Source organism: Streptomyces sp. L-9-10 (assembly GCF_004151105.1).
Lineage (GTDB): Bacteria > Actinomycetota > Actinomycetes > Streptomycetales > Streptomycetaceae > Streptomyces.
The window spans coordinates 40,445-60,575 of the sequence record NZ_PHRF01000119.1 but is presented as its reverse complement, the minus strand read 5'-3'; the positions used below and the strand labels follow the sequence as shown (position 1 = coordinate 60,575).

Genomic DNA, 20,131 nt, shown 5'->3' with positions numbered 1-20,131 from the left:
GATCCGGATGCCGGGTCATGGTGAACGGGAGGACGAAACGGTGGCTGGCGAACAGCGGACGGCGGTGCCCGCCGAGGCACGGGAGCGGCATGCCCAACTCGCCGAGCAGATCGAGGAGCACCGCTTCCGGTACTACGTGAAGGACCAGCCGGTCATCAGCGACGGCGAGTTCGACAGGCTGCTGCGGTCGCTGGAGGCGCTGGAGGAGGAGTATCCGGAGCTGCGCACGCCCGATTCGCCGACCCAGAAGGTCGCGGGGGCGTACGAGACGGACTTCACCGCGGTCCAGCACCGCGAGCGGATGCTCTCCCTGGACAACGCGTTCGACGACACCGAGCTGGCCGCCTGGGCCGACCGCGTCGCCAAGGACGTGGGCACGCCCGACTTCCACTTCCTGTGCGAGCTGAAGGTCGACGGGCTCGCGGTCAATCTCACCTATGAGCACGGCAGGCTGACCCGCGCCGCCACCCGCGGCGACGGCCGTACGGGCGAGGACATCACGCCCAACGTCCGTACGATCGCCGAGATCCCGCACCGGCTGGCGGGCGAGCGCGTCCCGGATCTGGTGGAGGTCCGCGGCGAGGTCTACTTCCCGATGGAGGCGTTCCAGGAGCTGAACGCGCGTCTGGTGGCCGCGGGTGACAAGCCGTTCGCCAACCCGCGCAACGCGGCGGCGGGTTCACTGCGCCAGAAGGACCCCAAGATCACCGCGACCCGCCCGCTGCACATGGTGGTGCACGGCATCGGGGCCCGCGACGGCTTCGACATCGACTGCCTCTCGCACGCGTACGGCCTGCTGCGCGAGTGGGGGCTGCCCACCGCCCGGCACAACAAGGTGGTCGGATCGATCGAGGAGGTGCGGGAGTTCATCGCGTACTTCGGCGAACACCGCCACTCCGTGGAGCACGAGATCGACGGTGTGGTCGTCAAGCTCGACGAGATCCCGCTCCAGGGCCGGCTGGGCTCCACCTCGCGCGCCCCTCGCTGGGCGATCGCGTGGAAGTACGCGCCCGAGGAGGTCAACACCAAGCTGGTGAACATCCGCGTGGGCGTCGGCCGCACCGGGCGTGTCACGCCGTACGCGCAGGTGGAGCCGGTCACGGTCGCCGGTTCCGAGGTCGAGTTCGCCACGCTGCACAACCAGGACGTGGTGAAGGCCAAGGGCGTCTGGATCGGTGACACGGTCGTGATCCGCAAGGCCGGCGATGTCATCCCGGAGATCCTCGGCCCGGTCATCGATCTGCGCCCCGAGGACGCGTACGAGTTCGAGATGCCCGCGGTGTGTCCCGAGTGCGGTACGGAGCTGCGGGCCATGAAGGAGGGCGACATCGACCTCCGCTGCCCCAACGCCCGCACCTGCCCGGCCCAGTTGCGGGAGCGGCTGTTCTACCTCGGCGGCCGCAAGTGCCTGGACATCGAGAACTTCGGCTATGTGGCCGCCGCCGCCCTCACCAGACCACTGGAGCCGGAGACACCGCCGCTGCTGGACGAGGGCGATCTCTTCGACCTGACGGTCGGACAACTGCTGCCCATCAAGGCGTACGTGCTCGACCAGGACAGCGGGCTGCCCAAGCGCGACCCGAAGACAGGTGACGAGAAGGTCGTCACGGTCTTCGCCAATCAGGAGGGCGAGCCGAAGAAGAACGCCCTGGCGATGCTTCAGCACATCGCGGCGGCCAAGGAGCGTCCGCTGGCCCGGATCATCGCCGGGCTCTCCGTCCGCCATGTAGGACCGGTCGCCGCCGAGGCGCTGGCCAGGGAGTTCCGCTCGATCGACCGGATCGAGCAGGCCACGGAAGAGGAGCTGGCGGCGGTCGACGGAGTCGGGGCGATCATCGCCACCTCCGTCAAGGAATGGTTCGAGGTCGACTGGCACCGCGAGATTCTGCGCAAGTGGCGGGCCGCCGGGGTACGTATGGAGGAGGAGGGCACCGGCGAGGACGACGCACCAAGGCCGTTGGAGGGCCTGACGGTCGTCGTCACGGGCACGCTGGAGCGCTACACGAGGGATGGCGCGAAAGAGGCGCTTCAAACCCGTGGCGCGAAGGTGACCGGGGCCGTCTCGAAGAAGACCGGCTTCGTGGTGGTCGGGGAGAACCCCGGTTCGAAGTACGACAAAGCGATGCAACTGAAGGTTCCGGTGCTGGACGAACAGGGGTTCACCATCCTGCTCGAACAGGGTCCGGACGCGGCCAGGGAGGCCGCTGTCAGGCCCGAGGAGCCATCGGCCACCCCCGAGGAGTAGCGCGAAATCCCCCGGAAAGCGGAGTCCCACACCGTCGAATTCGGGCCGCAAAGCTCACCCGTTCGGCGCATACCAGATGGATACGGATGGGCAGGTCGCATTCGGGCAACAGCTGTAGAGCGCTGCCCGTCGGAGCGTTCCGCGGCCTACTGTTGAGAGGTGCGCCTGTCGTGAACGGCTGAGTGGTGTGATTCCGGCCGTGTGTGCATGACAACGTGACATCGCGTGGCATCGGCTTCGCCGGCTGTGAGAGGGACGGGAATGAAACCGACCGAGAGCGCCGCCCCGGTCTCACCCCCGCGCGGATTCGCGCGAATTGCGGGCCTTGCGGCCAGGACGCCCGCTCTTGTGGTGGGACTCGCCGTCGTCGTCCTGGCGACCGGACTCTTCCATACGGTGCGCGACGGCCACGCGCTCTTCCCCGGTGGCACATCGGGATGGGCGCTGGCCGTGCTGACCGGCATCATCGTGGGCCATCTGGTCGCCCTCGGCCGGGACCGCTGGTGGGGCGGCACGGGCTCCGGCGCCGCCCTCACCCTGGCCGTCCTGCTGCTCTACGGCTGGGTGGCCGCCGGACTCGTCTCCGTCGCCGTCGTGGTGCTGGTCGGGGTGGCCCGCAGGCACCGCTGGCGGCTGGGCGTCCTGCACGGCGCGGCGGACATGCTGGGCATCGCCGCCGCCGCGCTCGTCCTCGCCGCCTTCGATGTGGTCCCCACCGTCGAGGAACCCTGGCAGCCGCTCGACTGGGGGTTCGCCAGTGTCGTCGAGATCGTGCTGGCCGCCTCCGCCCATCTCGTGGTCACCCGGCTGCTGCTCTGGTACGCGCTCTCCCCGCAGGGCGGCGGACTGCCGACCGTCGCCCGAACGGCCCTGTACCGGCAAGGTCTGGTCGCGGTCGCCCTGCTCGGCATCGCTCCGCTGATCTGTGTGGTGGCGATGTCCCTGCCCGTCCTGCTGCCGCTCTTCGCGATCCCGCTGATCGCCCTCGACTCCACGCTGTGGATCGCCAGGGCACGGGCCGAGGAGCAGCTGCGCGACCCGCTGACCAAACTGCCCAACAGGCAGTGGCTGCTGGAGCGCACCTGGTCGGCGCTGGAGGAGGCGGAGGGCCTGGGCGCCAGGGCCGGACTGGTCCTGATCGACCTCGACCGGTTCCGCTCGGTCAATGACACGCTCGGTCACCTCGCGGGAGACCGGCTGCTGTTGCAGATAGCCGACCGGCTCCGGCTGGCCCTGCCACGCGGCGCGGAGGCCGCGCGGCTCGGCGGTGACGAGTTCGCGGTGCTGCTGCCGACCTGCGACTCCACGACCAGCGCCCAGCGGGTCGCCCGCCATCTCGTGGCCGAGCTGTCCTCGCCGCTGGACCTCGACGGGCTGACGCTGGTCCTGGAGGCGAGCGCCGGAGTCGCCGTCTACCCCGAGCACGCGGTGGACGCCGAAGGGCTGCTGCGGCGCGCGGACGTCGCGATGTACCAGGCGAAGCGGGACCGTACGGGCGTCGAGGTCTACGAGTCCAAGCGGGACTCCAACACCCCCGACCGCCTCGGCCTGCTGGGCGATCTGCGCCGCGCGCTGGACGCGGGCGAGGTGGAGCTGCACTACCAGCCCAAGGTCCGGTTCGACGGCCAGGTCGCCGGGCTGGAGGCGCTGGTGCGCTGGGTGCACCCGGAGCGCGGCCGGGTCCCTCCCGACGATTTCATCGCGATCGCCGAGTCCTCCGGTCTGATGCCTCATCTCACCGAGTACGTACTGGAGATGGCTCTCGCTCAGGTCGCGCGCTGGCGGTCCCAGGGCCTGATGGTGCCGGTGGCGGTCAATGTCTCCCCGCGGGACGTGCACACCCCCGGTTTCGCGGGCGCGGTGGCGGCGAGACTGGCCCGGCACGGCGTACCGGCCGGCTCCCTCCAGCTGGAGATAACGGAACACGTCCTGCTGGAGGACCCCCAGCGGGCGGCCGACACCCTCGCGGGCCTGACCGGGCACGGCGTGAAGATGTCCCTCGACGACTTCGGCACGGGGTACTCCTCGCTGGTGCATCTGCGGCGCCTGCCGGTCAGTGAGCTGAAGATCGACCGCTCCTTCGTGGCCAGGCTCGCCGTCGACACCGAGGACGGGGAGATCGTCCGCTGCACGGTGGACCTCGCGCACTCACTGGGCCTGCTGGTCGTCGCGGAGGGCGTCGAGGACGACGAGACCTGGGAGCGGCTGCGGGATCTGGGCTGCGACGCGGTACAGGGCTGGCTGGTGGCCGCCGCGATGCCGCCGCACGAGGCGACGGCCTGGCTGCTGGCCAGGGGCGAGCGCGGCTGGCAGCGCCCGGCGGAGCTGGAGGCGGCGCGCGCCCGCGAGCTGGCCGTCGAGCGTGCGCGGGAGCAGTCGGGCCAGGTCGTCCAGTGACGGCCGCCGGGCCGGCCGGCCACTGACGGAAACGGCTGTCGGAAGCGGACCGAAGGGGAACGGGGGAGCGGTGGGCGGCGGCCCTCGGGACGGGGTTCCCGGGGCCTCCAGGACCGGGTGACGGCGAACCGTTTCGTGGCCAGGGGCCCCGGCCCCATAGGATTGGGCCACAACCCATCGCACTCACCCCTGAGGATCGCTGCATGCCTGGCATTACGCGCGAGGAGGTCGCCCACCTCGCCCGGCTGGCGCGTCTGGAGCTGAAGGCCGAAGAGCTCGACCACTTCGCCGGACAGCTCGACGACATCATCGGCGCGGTCGCCCGCGTATCCGAGGTAGCCGACCAAGACGTACCGCCGACCTCCCACCCGCTGCCGCTGACCAATGTCATGCGCGCGGACGAGGTCCGTCCTTCGCTCACCCCCGAGCAGGCGCTCTCCGGCGCCCCTGCCCAGGAACAGCAGCGTTTCAAGGTGCCGCAGATCCTGGGGGAGGACTAACAGCCATGACGGTCAACAGCAAGATCGAGAACTGCGTCAAGCTCACCGCCGCCGAGATCGCCGCGAAGATCGCCTCCGGCGAACTCACGGCGGTCGAGGTCACCGAGGCCCATCTCGCCAGGATCGAGGCCGTCGACGAGAAGGTCCACGCCTTCCTCCATGTCGACCGCGAGGGCGCGCTGGCCCAGGCCCGCGCCGTGGACGCGAAGCGGGCGGCGGGCGAGAAGCTCGGACCGCTGGCCGGTGTCCCGCTCGCGCTCAAGGACATCTTCACCACCGAGGGCGTGCCGACCACCGTCGGTTCCAAGATCCTCGAAGGCTGGATCCCGCCCTACGACGCGACGCTCACGAAGAGGCTCAAGGCGGCCGACGTCATCATCCTGGGCAAGACCAACATGGACGAGTTCGCCATGGGGTCGTCCACGGAGAACAGCGCGTACGGCCCCACCGGCAACCCCTGGGACCTGACCCGGGTGCCCGGCGGCTCCGGCGGTGGCTCGTCCGCCTCGCTCGCCTCGTACCAGGCGCCGCTCGCCATCGGCACGGACACCGGCGGCTCGATCCGTCAGCCCGCAGCGCTGACCGGCACGGTCGGCGTCAAGCCGACGTACGGCGGGGTCTCCCGCTACGGCATGGTCGCCTTCTCGTCCTCCCTCGACCAGGGCGGCCCCTGCGCCCGTACGGTCCTGGACGCCGCCCTGCTGCACGAGGCGATCGCCGGACACGACCCGCTCGACTCGACCTCCATCGACGCCCCGGTCCCGCCGGTCGTCGAGGCGGCCCGCAACGGCTCGGTCGCCGGGATGCGCGTCGGTGTCGTCAAGCAGTTCCGCGGCGAGGGCTACCAGGCCGGTGTCGTCCAGCGCTTCGACGAGTCCGTGGAACTGCTCAAGGCGCTCGGCGCCGAGATCGTCGAGCTGGACTGCCCGTCCTTCGACCTCGGACTCGCCGCGTACTACCTGATCGCGCCGTCCGAGTGCTCCTCGAACCTCGCCCGCTTCGACGCCATGCGCTACGGCCTGCGGGTCGGCGACGACGGCACGAGGTCCGCCGAGGACGTCACGGCCCTGACCCGCGAGGCCGGCTTCGGCGACGAGGTCAAGCGCCGCATCATGCTCGGTACGTACGCGCTCAGCTCCGGCTACTACGACGCGTACTACGGCTCGGCACAGAAGGTCCGCACGCTCATCACCCGGGACTTCGAGAAGGCGTTCGAGCAGGTCGATGTGATCGTCTCGCCGACGACCCCGACCACCGCCTTCGCGATCGGCGAGCGCGCCGACGACCCGATGGCGATGTACCTCGCGGATCTGTGCACCATCCCGACCAACCTGGCCGGCAACGCGGCCATGTCGCTGCCCTGCGGCCTCGCGCCGGAGGACGGGCTCCCGGTCGGACTCCAGATCATCGCCCCCGCCATGAAGGACGACCGGCTCTACAAGGTCGGTGCCGCGGTCGAGGCCGCCTTCGTGGAAAAGTGGGGACACCCGCTGCTTGAGGAGGCTCCGTCACTATGACCAGTGCAATGAGCAAGGCCAAGGGCTTCAAGAAGTCCAAGGCCGGCACCTATCTGTCGATCGGGTCGAGCGCTTTCGGCGCGATCAGCGTCGTCAAGCAGGCCAGGACGGCCCGCAAGGACAACGACACGCTCCGGCTGGTCGACGCGGTCGTCTCCGCCGCCGCCCTTGTCACGGGCGTCGCTCTGCTCCTGCGGGAGCTGAAGCGCCTGGGCGACGACGACGTCCTGCTGGGCTGAACCGGCCATCAAGATCGGCATGATCGCGCCGGCCGCCCACGGGCCGCTCCCACAGGTCGTACGGCCCGTGGGTCCGGGCAGCTCGTCGAGGGCCCGGGGCGGCCCGACCCCAGCGATTGCGTCGCCCGCCTCGCCGACGAAGTGGATCTCTCCGTACTCGGAAAGCCGTCCTCCCACCGGCACCGGCCGGCCGACACCGATGAAGCATTGATGAGGAAGAAGTACCTGTGACCGTCACTGAACTCGTGCCGTACGAGGACGCCCTCGCGACGTACGACCCCGTCATGGGCCTGGAGGTCCATGTCGAGCTCGGCACCAGGACCAAGATGTTCTGCGGCTGCTCGACCGAGCTGGGCGCCGAGCCCAACTCGCAGACCTGCCCGACCTGTCTGGGCATGCCGGGCTCGCTCCCGGTCGTCAACGCGATCGGCGTCGAGTCGGCCGTCAAGATCGGCCTCGCGCTCAACTGCGAGATCGCCGAATGGTGCCGCTTCGCCCGGAAGAACTACTTCTATCCGGACATGCCGAAGAACTTCCAGACCTCCCAGTACGACGAGCCGATCGCCTTCAACGGCTATCTGGACGTCCAGCTGGAGGACGGCGAGATCTTCCGCGTCGAGATCGAGCGCGCCCACATGGAGGAGGACACCGGCAAGTCGCTGCACGTCGGCGGCGCCACCGGCCGGATCCACGGCGCGTCCCACTCCCTGCTCGACTACAACCGCGCGGGCATCCCGCTCATCGAGATCGTCACCAAGCCCATCGAGGGCGCGGGCGAGCGCGCCCCCGAGGTCGCCAAGGCGTACGTCGCCGAACTGCGCGAGCTGATCAAGGCGCTCGACGTCTCCGAGGCCCGCATGGAGATGGGCCAGATGCGGTGCGACGTGAACCTCTCGCTGCGCCCGCACGGGCGGGAGAAGTTCGGTACGCGCTCCGAGACGAAGAACGTCAACTCGCTGCGCAGTGTGGAGCGCGCGGCCCGCTACGAGATCCAGCGCCACGCCGCGGTGCTGAACTCCGGCGGCACGATCATCCAGGAGACCCGCCACTTCCACGAGGAGGACGGCTCCACCACCTCGGGACGGGTGAAGGAGGAGGCCGAGGACTACCGGTACTTCCCGGAGCCCGACCTCGTGCCCATCGCCCCGCCCCGTGACTGGGTGGAGCAGCTCAGGCAGGCCCTGCCCGAGCTGCCGCGGACGCGGCGCAACCGGCTCCGCGAGGAGTGGGGCGTCTCCGAGCACGACATGCAGTCGATCCTGAACGCGGGCGCGATCGCGTCGATCGTCGCCACGATCGACGCGGGCGCCCCGGCCGACCAGGCCCGTAAGTGGTGGATGGGCGAACTGGCCCGGCACGCCAACGAGTCGGGCCGCGGGCTGGACGAACTGCCCATCACCCCGCAGCAGGTGGCGCGGGTCGCGGAGCTCGTCACGGCCGGCGACCTCAACGACAAGCTGGCCCGCCAGGTGCTGGAGGGCGTGCTCGCGGGCGAGGGCGACCCGGACACCGTCGTGGAGAAGCGCGGCCTCAAGGTCGTCTCCGACGAGGGCGCGCTCGGCGCTGCCGTGGACGAGGCCATCGCCGGCAACGCGGCCATCGCCGACAAGATCCGCGCGGGCAAGGTGGCCGCGGCGGGCGCGCTGGTCGGCGCGGTCATGAAGGCCACGCGCGGCCAGGCGGACGCGGCGCGGGTGCGTGAGCTGATCCTCGAACGGCTCGCTCCGGCGGAGTGACCGGGCGCGGCGGGCGCCGCGCGGAGAAGCCGGACGTCGAGGGCTGACGCCGGTTCGTGCGGACGCCCATCGCCGCCCCTGGACGCCATGGGGGCGGCGTACCCGTCGGGTGCGCCGCCCCCGCTCGTTCGTCGCGGCCTGGTCCGCGAAGTACTCGACGCAGAGGCCGGCTTTTCCCTGTGACAGCCCCGGAACGTGACCGCCCGTGAACTCCGTCGTCGCTGAGATCGTCTCCGTCGGGCTGCTGCTCGCCGTGCTGGCGTTCGCCGTCGTACGGCCGCGCGGACTGCCCGAGGCGGTCGCGGCCGTACCCGCGGCGCTGCTGGTCATCGCTCTCGGCGCGGTCTCGCCCGAGGACGCCCGCGCGCAGACGTCCACACTGCTGCCCGTCGTCGTCTTCCTCGCGGCGGTGCTGGTGCTGGCTCAGCTCTGCGACGAGGAAGGGCTGTTCACGGCGGCGGGCGATCTGGTGGCGCGGTTCTGCGGCGGCCGGCCGCGGCGGCTGCTCGGCGGGGTCTTCGCCGTCGCCGCCGTCATCACCGCCGTACTGAGCCTGGACGCCACGGTGGTGCTGCTGACCCCGGTCGTCTTCGCGACCGCCGCCCGGGTCGGTGCCCGGCCCCGGCCGCATGTCTACGCCTGTACGCATCTCGCGAACTCCGCGTCCCTGCTGCTGCCGGTCTCCAACCTCACCAATCTGCTGGCGTTCACGGCGAGCGGGCTGTCCTTCACCCGGTTCGCCGCGCTGATGGCGCTGCCGTGGCTGGCCGCGATCGCCGTCGAGTACGCCGTCTTCCGCCGCTTCTTCGCCGCCGATCTGGCCGCGGGGGCGCACCCCCCGAGCACGGACGAGCCGCGCGAGGTACCGGTGTTCACGCTGGTCGTGCTGGGGCTGACCCTGGCCGGGTTCGTGGTCACCTCGTTCGCCGGGATCGAACCCCTGTGGGCGGCCGTCGCCGGTGCGGCCGTACTGGCGGCCCGCGCCCTGCGGCAGAAGCGGACGACCGTCACGGGGCTGGTCCGGGCCGCCAACCCGCTGTTCTGCCTCTTCGTCCTCGCGCTCGGCGTGGTCGTCAAGGCGGTCGTCGACAACGGCCTGGACACCGGGATCAGCAGGCTGCTGCCGGACGGCTCGTCCCTCTCCTCGCTGCTGGCGATCGCGGCGGTCGCCGCCGTACTGTCCAACCTGATCAACAACCTGCCGGCGATCCTGGCGCTGCTGCCCGTCGTCGCGCCCGCGGGGCCCGGACCGGTGCTCGCCGCGCTGATCGGTGTCAACCTCGGGCCGAATCTCACCTATGTCGGTTCGCTCGCGACGCTGCTGTGGCGGCGCATCCTGCACGAGCACGACTCGGCGCCCGCGCTGGGCCACTTCACCCGGCTCGGTCTGCTGACCGTGCCCGCCACGCTCGTCGTCTCGACCGTGGCTCTGTGGGGGACGCTGCTACTCATCGGAGGCTGACCGCTGTGACCGTACCGCCGCCCGGTCCACCGAGGACCGACCCCGCGGGGACCGTGCCCGCGCGGACCGTCGTCGTCTGGATCACCGAATCCACCTGGCCCGCCTGTGTCGACGCGGCGCGCGAGCGCGCTCCGCACGACGACGACGTGGTGCTGCTCCATGTGGGCGACGACGAGATCGCCGCCGCCGCGCACCAGGCGTATACGGGGCTGCTCGGCCGCGGCCACCGGACCGACCGTGACCCCGGCGCCCGGCTCGAAGCCCTCTCCGGTACGGCCGCGGCCGACCTGCTGGAGGCCGCGGCGCACCGGCTCGGCAGGCCCTGCCAACTGCTCGACCACCACGGGCGCGTGGAGCACGAGGTGGTACGCGCGGCGGCCGGCGCGGCGCTGCTGATCTGCGCGCGCGACGGGGAGCGGGACCGCCCGGGGCCGCACAGCCTGGGCCGGGCGACCCGGTTCGTGGTCGACCACGCGGAGTGCCCGGTGCTGCTGGTGTGGCCGTACGGGGAGTAGGGCGGCGGGGCGGACGCCGACGTGTGGGCCGGGGCCGCGGCGTGTGGGGCGGGTCCCGGCGCGCGGGGCGGGGCCCCGGCGCGCGGGGCGGCCCCGGTCACTTCCGCAGGGTGGGAGTGCCCAGCGCGACCGTGCCCGCGTCGCAGGTCTCCGTGTCCGTCGCGGTGTACGAGATCACCAGCCGCAGCCCGTTCTTGACGCTGAGGGACCGGTTCTGCGGCTCGCCCAGCTCGATCTTCTCCTCGAACAGGGGCGTCCCGTCGAGGGTGATACGGAGCCGGGCGGTGTCCTTGACGCTGTTGTCCTCGATGCCCGCGACGAGATCGAGGGTCGACCAGGCGCGGCCGAGATTGAACTCCATGTACCCACCGCAGTCGTAGTCGGAGACGAAGGCGTCGCTGTGGCCCTTGCTGTTGATCACCGCTTCTTTCACCGAGAACATGTCGTCCCCGTCGACCTGCGGGAAGCCGGTGAGCGACACGGCGTCGGCGCCGGCCACGCTGCCGGGTTCACCGGACTCGTCGGGGCTTTCGCTCGCGGACGGATCCGGGGCCGCCGGGCCGGCCGTCTCGGTCTCCGTCGCCGTGACGGTCTCGGTGACCGACGGGGCCCCGTTGTTCTCGTCGTCGCCCCCCGCCGACATCCACTGAGCGGCGATCACGGTCAGCGCGCCCGCCAGCGCCACCGCGAGCACGGCGACGGCCGGGCGGCGCTTTCTGGCCGGGGCGGGGGTGATGACCAGCGGCCCCGGCCGCAGCTCGGGGGCGACCCGGCGGGGCGGTACGGCGTCCTGCACGGAGTGGACCGGGGGAGGCGCGGGGCTGGGGGTGGGGACCGGCGGGGATGTGACGGGCGGTGGAGCCGTTGCGGCCGTTGCGGCCGCTGGGGCCGCCGGGGCCTTCGCGGGCGGTGGAGGTGGCAGCACCGGTGGGGGCGGGACCGGGCGGGCGGAGGTCACGGTCGGAGCGGAGGGCGTGGGGGTGCCCGGGGCGACGGGCGTGGCGGTGGCGGGAGCAGGGGCAGGGGCAGGCGTGGCGAAAGCCGAGGCGGAGGACGTGGACACCACCGCGTCACGTACGTCCTTCAGCCACCCCGCCAGGCTCTCCGGACGCTGCTCCGGAGCCGTCGCGCAGACGGCGAGCACGCGCTCCTTGCGCTCCGGAGGCAGCGACGAGAGCTGCGGCAGCGCCCGGATGGCGTGGCGCAGCTGCTCCGGGGTGTTCGGCGGCGCCTGGCCGCTCAGCAGGAAGTACGCGATCGCCCCGAACGCGTACCGGTCCGTCGCGGGGGTACGCCTGCCGTCGAAGACCTCGGGGGCGGCGTACCCGGGCGTGAACCAGACCTCCGCCGTCTCGTGGTCCGCGGTCAGCTTGCTCAGGCCGAAGTCGACGAGGGTGGCCTGACCGTGGACGTTCACCATGACGTTGCCGGGGGACAGATCGCCGTGCACGACCACGCGACCCGAGGTCGTGGCCCGGCCGGAGTGCAGCCAGTCCAGTACGTCGGCGAGCTGGGCGAGCGTCCCCATCACGTCACGCCGCTCGGCGGGCGTCGTGAGGGTCCGCTCGAACCGCCAGTCGCGCAGATCGACGCCCTCGACATGGTTCATCACCAGCGCGAGCGCCCGGCCCGACACGGTGGAGGCGCCGCCCGGCGCATGGATCGGCGGACCCTCGAAGTGCTCGCGCACCCCCACGACGCCGGGGCGGTTCGCGAAGCGCAGCAGCTCCGCCTGCTCGTTCCACTTCGTGCTCAGCCGGGCGAACTGCCCGGGACCGAGCGCGGACTTGGAGTCGAGCACCTTGACGACCACCGTCTCCGGCGCCCCGTCCAGCTCGATCTCCGCCCGGTAGAGCACGGCTTCGCCGCCGCGCCCGATGGAGCTGAGCAGCCGGTAGCGGTCCGGCGCCGTGTCCGGTCCGATGTGGTGTGCCGCACTGTTCATCTGTCCCCCCGTCAGAGCGAGTTGCCCGGTAACCGGACGTATCCGGCGTTACGGCCGAACGCCAGTGTTTCCGGCCCCGAACTCCCCGGTCAACGAAGAGCCCGCGCCCGCTCGGCTTCCGCCCGGCAATCGCCCAGATCCCGCCCTGACGGGGCATTTCGCTGCCTCTTGCCGTGCCGGCACGCGCCCCGGCTCACCGCCCCGGCTCACCGCTCCGGCTCACCGCTCCGGCTCACCGCCCCGGCTCACTCCTTGAAGATGCGGTCCAAATGGTGTTCCAGGACGGCGGCCGCCGACTCGGGACCGCGCTGGCCGACGAGGATGCCGGTGCCGAGTCCCGCGGACATGGCGAGCAGACCGGCCGCCTCCAGTTGCGGGTCCACACCGGGCCTGAGCAGCTCGGCCTCCTGCGCCTGACGGAGGAGTTCGGCCACGGTGTCCTCTGCGGCGTCGGGGTCCTTGATGAAGGGCTGGGCGGCGAGCGCGGCGTCGTTGACGGCCAGGACGGCGTACGAGGTGAGCACGTAGTGGAACGTGCGGCTCTCCTCGTCCGTGGGCAGGGCCACCATCAGCAGCGCCTCGATCGTGGCGCGGGGTCCCGGGCGGTCCCCGGTGGCCTTGAGCCGGGTGGCGACCCGCTCCCCGAACTTCCCCGTCAGGTGCTGGAGTCCGAAGAGCAGCAGCTTCTCCTTGGTCTCGAAGTAGTACTGCACCAGCCGCAGTGACACGCCCGCCTCGGCCGCCACATCGCGCATTCCCACGGTATGCAGCCCATGTCTCCCGGCGACCCGGACGAGCGCCTCGGCGATCTCCGTACGGCGCTCCGCATGATCCACGCGCTTGGGCATCGGCTTTCTCTCCGCTCGTCGTTCCGCTGGGGCGTCCCTGCCGGGACCTGTTGATGATACAGCGGTATCATCATGGTGATACGTTCGTACCGTAAAGGATCCCGGACCCGGAGGTGCCTGTGCCCGAAACCGCTGCCCGCCCTCAGGCCGATGTCGGCCGTTACGTGAGCGAAGCCAGGCGCGACCGCCACTTCGCGGCCTGCGACGCCGTCTACGCCCTGGCGGCGCCGGCCCGCGCGGAACAGGACGTGGAGACCTCCTTCGGCACCACACACGTCTACCTTTACGGCCCCACCGACCCCGCCGCCCGGTCCCGCACCCCCGTCGTCCTGGTGCACGGGGCGAGTTCCTGCTCGGCCATGTGGTACCCGAACACCCCCGCGCTGAGCGCCGACCGCCCCGTCTACGCCATCGACACCCCGGGCGACCCCGGACGCAGCGTCCAGCGCGAACCCATCCACCAGCCCGAACGGGCCGCGCGGTGGCTGGACGAGACGCTCGCCGGGCTCGGCCTCGACCGCGTCCATCTCGTCGGCAGCTCGTACGGAGGCTGGCTCGCAGTGAACCAAGCGCACCGCGCACCCGGCCGCCTCGCCTCCGCCACCCTGCTCGACCCCGGCGGCCTGGAGAAGGTGGGCCTGCGCTTCTTCGTCTGGATCTTCGTCAGCCTGTTCGCGACCTCCGCCCCCAAGGCCCTCCGTCCGCGACTGGCGGCCTGGCTGGAACAGCCGGTCCTCGTCGTGCCGGAGCTGCGCACCATGACAAGGACGGCCGTCCGCGCCTACCGCGTACGGCGCCCGGCTCCCCGCCCCCTGACCGACGACGAACTGTCCAGCGTCCGCACCCCGCTCCACCTCGTGCTCGGCAAGCGCAGCCTGCTCGTGCACCCGCGGCGGCAGGTGGAGCGTGTGCCCCGGCTGATACCGGGAACCCGGGCCGAGATCCTCTCCGGCACCGGCCACGGACCGCAGTTCGACCATGCGGACGAAGTCAACCGCCGGATGCTTGAGTTCATGGACTCCGTCGACTGACCAGCGCGGCCGATGAGCCGGGCGCCTGCCCCGGCCTTGTCGCCCCCCATCGCGTCGCCCCCGTCGCGTCGGCCGCGGTCCGTGCCCCCGGCCGCGGTCCACGCTCCCGGCCCATGGCTCGCGCTCCCCTTGGACGTTCACTCCTCGGCCGTTGCGGGGTCTTCTCTCGGACACCGGGCTTCATTACCGTCACCAAGCATGTCTCCGGAGATATCGCGCAGAAGAATGCTCGCCCTCGGCACCGGCGCCCTGGGAGCGGCGGCGGTGGGGTCGGTGCTGCCGCCGTCCCTTCAGGCCGCGCTGGCCGCCGAGCCGGCCGACGGCGGTTTGCGGGCGATCAAGCATGTGGTGATCCTGATGCAGGAGAACCGCTCCTTCGACCACTACTTCGGCACGCTGCGCGGCGTGCGGGGCTTCGGGGACCGCAACGCCGTCGAGCTGCCGTCCGGGAAGCCCGTCTTCGAGCAGCCCGGGCCGCTGAAGACCGTCCTGCCCTTCCCCATCCGGGACGCGGCCGAGGCACAGCAGAAGGACCTCCAGTACATCGGGGACCTGGACCACTCCTGGAACGGCGGGGCCGCGGCCTGGAACAACGGGTGGATGGACGGCTGGGTCTCCGCCAAGACCGCCGCCACCATGGCGTACTACGACCGCCACGACCTGCCGCTGCACTATGAGCTGGCGGACACGTTCACCATCTGCGACGCCTACCACTCCTCCGTCCATACGTCGACGAGTCCCAACCGCAACCATCTGTGGAGCGGCTGGACCGGGTACGAGGCCGACGGGCGGCGGGCCGTGGGCAACGACGCGTACGACGAGGCCACCCACCCCGGCTATCCGTGGCCGACCTACGCCGAGCGGCTGGAGAAGGCCGGGCGGAGCTGGCAGACGTACACGGAGTGGGAGAACTTCACCGACAACAACATCGAGTTCTTCACCACCTTCAAGGACATCGCCCGCAAGGCGCTCACCAAGGCGCGTGCGCTGCCCGGCCGGCCCGGGGCGGCCGGCTTCACCTACATGGAGGCCTTCTACGCCGCCGTGCGCGACACCGAGGACGCCGCCGAGCGCGAACGGCTGCTCGCCGCGCTGGACGCGGGCGTCGCCGCGCTGACCCCGCGCGAGCGGTCGCTCTTCGAGCGCGGGCTGCGGCGGGTCGAGAGCGGCACCCTGGCCGAGCGGTTCCGGGCCGACGTGGCCGCCGGGACGCTGCCCGAGGTGTCCTATCTGGTGCCGTCGGCCGTCGACTCCGAGCACCCCGGTGCGTCGTCGCCGATCGCCAGCGCCACGCTCGTCTACAAGGTGCTCGACGCGCTGGGCGCGCACCCCGATGTCTGGAAGCACACCGTCGTGCTCATCAACTACGACGAGAACGACGGCTTCTTCGACCACGTACCGCCGCCCGTCCCGCCCGCCGAGGGCCCCTCCGGCTCCGCCGAGCGCTGGCAGGGACGGCCGACCGGGCTCGGCGTGCGCGTCCCGCTGCTGGTCGTCTCGCCCTGGACCGTCGGCGGTTACGTCTGCTCGCAGGTCTTCGACCACACCTCCGTGGTCCGCTTCCTGGAGAAGTGGACCGGGGTGGACGAGCCCAACATCACCGCGTGGCGGCGCAATGTCACCGGCGATCTGACCTCCGCCTTCGACTTCCGGCGTGGCCGCAGGCTGCCCGAGGTCGAACAGCCGGGGGAGATCCCGCCGTTCACCGGCCGCTGGCGCCCCGTACCCCCCGACGAGCAGCGGATGCCCGTACAGGAGAAGGGCGTACGCCCGGCCAGGCCGCTGCCGTACCAGACCGACGCGTACGGCCGGGTCGAGGGGAAGGGCGACGGGCGGGTGTTCAAGGTCGCGCTCAGCAACACCGGGCGCGCGAGCGCGCACTTCGCGCTCTATCCGTACGCCGGCGAGTTCGCGATCCCGCAGCACCGCGATGTAAGGGGCACGGCGCAATGGACGGTGCCCCTTACCGGGCTCACCGGTGACGCGTACCGCTTCACGATCACCGGGCCCAACGGCTTCCGCCGCGAGTTCGCGGGACCGGTGGCCGGACACGCCGCGGAGGTCTCCTCGACCGTCGACCACCACGACCGCGACCTCCATCTCGACCTGCGCAACAGCGGCGACCGGCCGATCACGTTCACGCTGCGGCCCCTGGGATACGTCGACGAGGCCGACCTCGACGGCTGGACCCGGCAGATCACGGTGAAGCCCGGCCGCGGCCGGACCGTCGTGCACTCGGCGGCGGACGCGCACGGCTGGTACGACATCGAGATCACCACCGACAGTGACAGTGACAGCGACACCGGCAGTGGCGACGGCACGGACACCGGGACGGGGTTCCGGCGCCGTCTGATGGGCCACATCGAGAACGGACGGGTGAGCGTCTCCGGCTGAGGCGCCGGAGCCGCGCGGGGTTCCCGCACGTCTCCGGCGTGCGGAGTTCCCGCGCACCGCACACTGTGAGTAAACCCACCAAACGGACAATCGATCACTATTCGCTGCGACAGTGAATCTCCCACGAGTGACCCGGAGTGACCCAGGGAGCGATCCGTTGGCAGCCATCGCACGGTGGTGCATCAGGCACCGTCTCCTCGCCGTTCTCCTGTGGCTGCTCGCCCTCGGCGGTGTCTCGACCGCCGCGGGCGTGCTGGGATCCTCGTACTCCAACGACTACGAGGCCCCGGGCACCGAGTCGGGCCGCGCCGCCCAGCTCCTCGACGACGGCTTCCGGGGGCTCGGCGGCGACGACAACACCATCGTCTGGCACGCGGACCGCGCCTCCGGCACCGGTCCCGGCTTCGGCTCCGTCCGTACGCCCGAGGTCCAGCAGCGCATGGGGGAGATGCTCGACAAGGTCGGGAAGCTGCCCGGTGTCTCCTCCGTCGCGGGCCCCTACGCCCCCGACGGCGCCGCGCAGATCAGCGCGGACGGACGGACCGCCTACGCGCGGATCACCTTCGAGCGGCCGACCGACGACCTCCCCCTGTCGCAGGCGGAAGCGGTCGTCGACACCGCGAAGGCCGCCGCCGACGACGGACTGGACGTCCAGCTCGGCGGCAGCGCCGTCGCGCTCACCGAATCCACCTCGGTGCACACCGCCGAGATCGTGGGCGTGGCGGTCGCCGCCGTCGTGCTCTTCCTCGCCTTCGGCTCGCTCGCCGCGAGCCTGCTGCCCCTGGCCACCGCGCTGGTCTCGGTCGGCACGGCGTACGCGGGCATCGCGCTGCTCGGCCATGTGATGACGGTCGCCGACTTCGCCCCGATGCTCGGTCTGCTGATCGGCCTCGGAGTCGGTATCGACTACGCGCTGTTCATCGTGACCCGGCACCGTACGGGCCTCAAACGCGGCCTGAGCGTCCACGAGGCGGCGGTCAACGCGGTCGCGACCACCGGCAGAGCCGTCGTCTTCGCGGGGGCCACCGTCTGTATCGCCCTGCTGGGCATGCTGATCCTGGGGCTGAGCTTCCTCAACGGCGTCGCGATCGCCGCCTCGCTCACGGTCGTCCTGACCGTCGCCGCGTCCGTGACCCTGCTGCCCGCCCTGCTCTCGTACATCGGCACGCGGGCGCTGAACCGGCGCGAACGCGAGCGGCTCGCCGCGCACGGCCCCGAGCCCGACCGGCCCACGACCTTCGCCGCCCGCTGGTCCCTCTTCGTCGAACGCCACCCCAAGCTGCTCGGCGCCGTGGCCGCCGCGGTCATGCTGATCCTCGCCCTGCCCACCTTCTCGCTGCATCTGGGCACCTCCGACCAGGGCAACAACCCCGCCTCCAGCACCACCCGGCAGGCGTACGACCGGCTCGCGGAAGGGTTCGGCCCCGGCGTCAACGGCCCATTGACGTTGGTCGCACACCTGGAGGGCGCGGACGACCGGCTCGCCATGGACCAGCTGCCCAGCACGCTGCGTACGACGGAAGGCGTCGCGTCCGTCGGCCCGATCACGTTCAACGGCAGCGGCGACACGGCGGCGCTCACCGTCGTCCCGGACTCCTCGCCCCAGTCGAAGGACACCAGCGCCCTGGTCGACCGGCTGCGTACGGACGTCCTGCCCGAGGCCGAGGCCGGCACCTCCCTGGACGTGCACGTCGGCGGGCTCACCGCGAGCTACGACGACTTCGCGGAGATCATCATCGGCAAACTGCCGCTCTTCATCGGGGTCGTCATCACCCTCGGCTGTCTGCTTCTGCTGCTCGCCTTCCGGTCGGTGGGCATCCCGGTCAAGGCCGCGCTGATGAATGTGGCCGCCGTCGCCTCGTCCTTCGGGGTCGTCGTCGCGGTCTTCCAGTGGGGGTGGGGGAGTGAGCTGCTGGGGCTCGGCAGCGCGGGCCCGATCGAACCCTTCCTGCCCGTGATCATGGTCTCGGTGCTCTTCGGGCTCTCCATGGACTACCAGGTCTTCCTGGTCAGCCGGATGTACGAGGAGTGGCTGGCGACGGGGGACAACCGCCGGGCGGTCCGTGTGGGCCTCGCCGAGACCGGGCGGGTGATCAACTCCGCGGCGGTCATCATGATCTCGGTCTTCCTCGCGTTCGTCCTGAGCGGTGAGCGGGTCATCGCCATGTTCGGCATCGCGCTGGCGACGGCGGTCGCGCTGGACGCCTTCGTCCTCCGCACGCTGCTGGTCCCGGCCCTGATGCATATGCTCGGCGGCGCCAACTGGTGGCTGCCGCGCCGGCTCGACCGCTGGCTGCCGCGGATCAGTATCGAGGCGCCCGAACAGCGCGGGGACGCGGAGATCCCTGAGCCGCGCGCGACAGAGAACAGCGAGACCGAGGACAGCGTGCTCGTGCGGTGAACGCTCGCACGTCGCCGGGAAACGCTCTCCCGGCCGCGAGTTTCGGCGTTCTCAGGAAGTTCTCAGACTGGGCCCCTAGCGTGCGCCGTATGAACCCGACCCCCGAGACCGAGACCGCCGACCAGACCACCGACCCGAAGACGGCCGGGACCGCCGCCTCCGGCGCCGAGCCGACGGCGGAGACCACGACCGGCCCCAAGGCCGACCTCACGAAGGGATCCGCCGCCGAGCCCGCCGACAAGGACACCACCGCGGCCGAAGGCCCGGAGGACGCCGCGGCGGAGGACGCGGAGGACGCCGACGACCTGGGCGATGACGACGCCGCCGCGGCGAGCCGCCCGTCCGGTCTCGGCTCCGCGGCCGCCTCCATCGTCGCCGTCTGCCTCGGGATCGTCGCCCTCACCGGCACCTGGACGAGCCGGGTCCTCGCCGAGCGCCAGGGCCTGGTGGGACAGCTCAAGACCGGCCAGTCCAGCACCGCCGAGCAGCAGATCTCCGCGATCTACGCCGACGGCTGGCACGTCACCGCCGCGATCAACGGCGCCGTGGCCCTGGTGGCGATGCTCGTCGGAGTGATCGTCCTGACCCTGCCGCAGCGCACCGGCTGGGCGCGCCCCGTCGCGCTGGCCGGGGCGATCCTGGGCTTCCTGGGGCTGCTGGTCTCCTTCGGCATGTACTTCGACCTCTTCGCGGCACTGCCCACGCCCCCGGCCGCCCCTGCCCCCACCCCCTGATCCCGCACGCTCCCCAGCCGTACCGTCCCCCCTCCCGGTCTGAGGCCCGCACGGCGTCACCGCCGGGGCCTTAGGCCGTACGTATGTCCGCGCCCCTGTTTCTAAGGCACCGGGGCCCGTCAGGATGCGGCACTCTCCCGATGCGGTCGCACCCCCTGGGAGACGAA

The 20,131-nt window shown here is 71.5% G+C and carries 14 protein-coding genes; 12 read left to right on the top strand and 2 right to left on the bottom strand.

The annotated features are described in order from the left end of the window. Positions 1-40 precede the first annotated feature (40 nt). From ligA to CU044_RS27955, 8 genes are all read left to right on the top strand, one after another. Positions 41-2,245, top strand: a complete 2,205-nt coding sequence (gene ligA, locus CU044_RS27990; RefSeq protein ID WP_129771546.1) for an NAD-dependent DNA ligase LigA — start codon at positions 41-43, stop codon at positions 2,243-2,245. A gap of 261 nt (positions 2,246-2,506) precedes the next feature. Continuing rightward, positions 2,507-4,642, top strand: coding sequence for a bifunctional diguanylate cyclase/phosphodiesterase (locus CU044_RS27985; RefSeq protein WP_129771545.1), 2,136 nt, complete (start codon positions 2,507-2,509; stop codon positions 4,640-4,642). A gap of 203 nt (positions 4,643-4,845) precedes the next feature. Continuing rightward, positions 4,846-5,142 carry an Asp-tRNA(Asn)/Glu-tRNA(Gln) amidotransferase subunit GatC gene (gene gatC / locus CU044_RS27980; RefSeq protein WP_010984178.1) on the top strand — a complete coding sequence of 99 codons (297 nt, stop codon included), beginning with the start codon at positions 4,846-4,848 and terminating at the stop codon, positions 5,140-5,142. A 5-nt stretch (positions 5,143-5,147) separates the two neighbouring features. Further along, positions 5,148-6,659 (top strand): Asp-tRNA(Asn)/Glu-tRNA(Gln) amidotransferase subunit GatA, encoded by a 1,512-nt coding sequence (gene gatA / locus CU044_RS27975; protein WP_129771544.1) that lies wholly within the window; start codon positions 5,148-5,150, stop codon positions 6,657-6,659. Next, positions 6,656-6,898 (top strand): hypothetical protein, encoded by a 243-nt coding sequence (locus CU044_RS27970; RefSeq protein WP_129771543.1) that lies wholly within the window; start codon positions 6,656-6,658, stop codon positions 6,896-6,898. Before gatA ends, CU044_RS27970 begins: the two co-directional genes overlap by 4 nt. A gap of 227 nt (positions 6,899-7,125) precedes the next feature. After that, on the top strand, positions 7,126-8,634 hold the full coding sequence (gene gatB / locus CU044_RS27965) for an Asp-tRNA(Asn)/Glu-tRNA(Gln) amidotransferase subunit GatB (RefSeq protein ID WP_129771542.1): 1,509 nt from the start codon (positions 7,126-7,128) through the stop codon (positions 8,632-8,634). 205 nt (positions 8,635-8,839) lie between these two features. Next, entirely contained in the window at positions 8,840-10,096 is a 1,257-nt protein-coding gene (locus tag CU044_RS27960) for an SLC13 family permease (RefSeq protein ID WP_129771541.1), read from the top strand. Positions 10,097-10,149: 53 nt separating this feature from the next. Next, on the top strand, positions 10,150-10,611 hold the full coding sequence (locus CU044_RS27955) for a universal stress protein (RefSeq protein WP_129771557.1): 462 nt from the start codon (positions 10,150-10,152) through the stop codon (positions 10,609-10,611). Positions 10,612-10,708: 97 nt separating this feature from the next. Here the strand turns inward: CU044_RS27955 and CU044_RS27950 are convergent, their stop codons facing one another. Together CU044_RS27950 and CU044_RS27945 are read right to left on the bottom strand one after the other, a co-directional pair. Continuing rightward, the gene (locus tag CU044_RS27950; RefSeq protein ID WP_129771540.1) at positions 10,709-12,556 is read right to left on the bottom strand and encodes a serine/threonine-protein kinase; all 1,848 of its coding nucleotides are present in this window, start codon (positions 12,554-12,556) and stop codon (positions 10,709-10,711) included. Between the two features lie 245 nt (positions 12,557-12,801). After that, positions 12,802-13,404 (bottom strand): TetR family transcriptional regulator C-terminal domain-containing protein, encoded by a 603-nt coding sequence (locus CU044_RS27945; RefSeq protein WP_129771539.1) that lies wholly within the window; start codon positions 13,402-13,404, stop codon positions 12,802-12,804. Positions 13,405-13,523: 119 nt separating this feature from the next. Here CU044_RS27945 and CU044_RS27940 point away from each other — a divergent pair, with 119 nt between their 5' ends. The 4 genes from CU044_RS27940 (at position 13,524) to CU044_RS38795 (ending at position 19,964) form a co-directional block, all read left to right on the top strand. Continuing rightward, on the top strand, positions 13,524-14,435 hold the full coding sequence (locus CU044_RS27940; protein WP_129771538.1) for an alpha/beta fold hydrolase: 912 nt from the start codon (positions 13,524-13,526) through the stop codon (positions 14,433-14,435). A 198-nt stretch (positions 14,436-14,633) separates the two neighbouring features. Further along, positions 14,634-16,829, top strand: a complete 2,196-nt coding sequence (locus CU044_RS27935) for a phospholipase C, phosphocholine-specific (protein ID WP_129771537.1) — start codon at positions 14,634-14,636, stop codon at positions 16,827-16,829. 157 nt (positions 16,830-16,986) lie between these two features. Beyond that, entirely contained in the window at positions 16,987-19,230 is a 2,244-nt protein-coding gene (locus CU044_RS27930; RefSeq protein WP_129771536.1) for an MMPL family transporter, read from the top strand. Positions 19,231-19,319: 89 nt separating this feature from the next. Continuing rightward, positions 19,320-19,964 carry a hypothetical protein gene (locus CU044_RS38795; protein ID WP_165371988.1) on the top strand — a complete coding sequence of 215 codons (645 nt, stop codon included), beginning with the start codon at positions 19,320-19,322 and terminating at the stop codon, positions 19,962-19,964. The last annotated feature ends 167 nt before the right edge of the window (positions 19,965-20,131 follow it).

Bases quoted from the DNA above. Each gene is read 5' to 3' on its own strand.
- CU044_RS27985 (WP_129771545.1), top strand. From the start codon at position 2,507: ATGAAACCGACCGAGAGCGCCGCCCCGGTCTCACCCCCGCGCGGATTC.
- gatC (WP_010984178.1), top strand. From the start codon at position 4,846: ATGCCTGGCATTACGCGCGAGGAGGTCGCCCACCTCGCCCGGCTGGCG.
- gatA (WP_129771544.1), top strand. From the start codon at position 5,148: ATGACGGTCAACAGCAAGATCGAGAACTGCGTCAAGCTCACCGCCGCC.
- CU044_RS27970 (WP_129771543.1), top strand. From the start codon at position 6,656: ATGACCAGTGCAATGAGCAAGGCCAAGGGCTTCAAGAAGTCCAAGGCC.
- CU044_RS27950 (WP_129771540.1), bottom strand. From the start codon at position 12,556: ATGAACAGTGCGGCACACCACATCGGACCGGACACGGCGCCGGACCGC.
- CU044_RS27945 (WP_129771539.1), bottom strand. From the start codon at position 13,404: ATGCCCAAGCGCGTGGATCATGCGGAGCGCCGTACGGAGATCGCCGAG.
- CU044_RS27935 (WP_129771537.1), top strand. From the start codon at position 14,634: ATGTCTCCGGAGATATCGCGCAGAAGAATGCTCGCCCTCGGCACCGGC.
- CU044_RS38795 (WP_165371988.1), top strand. From the start codon at position 19,320: ATGAACCCGACCCCCGAGACCGAGACCGCCGACCAGACCACCGACCCG.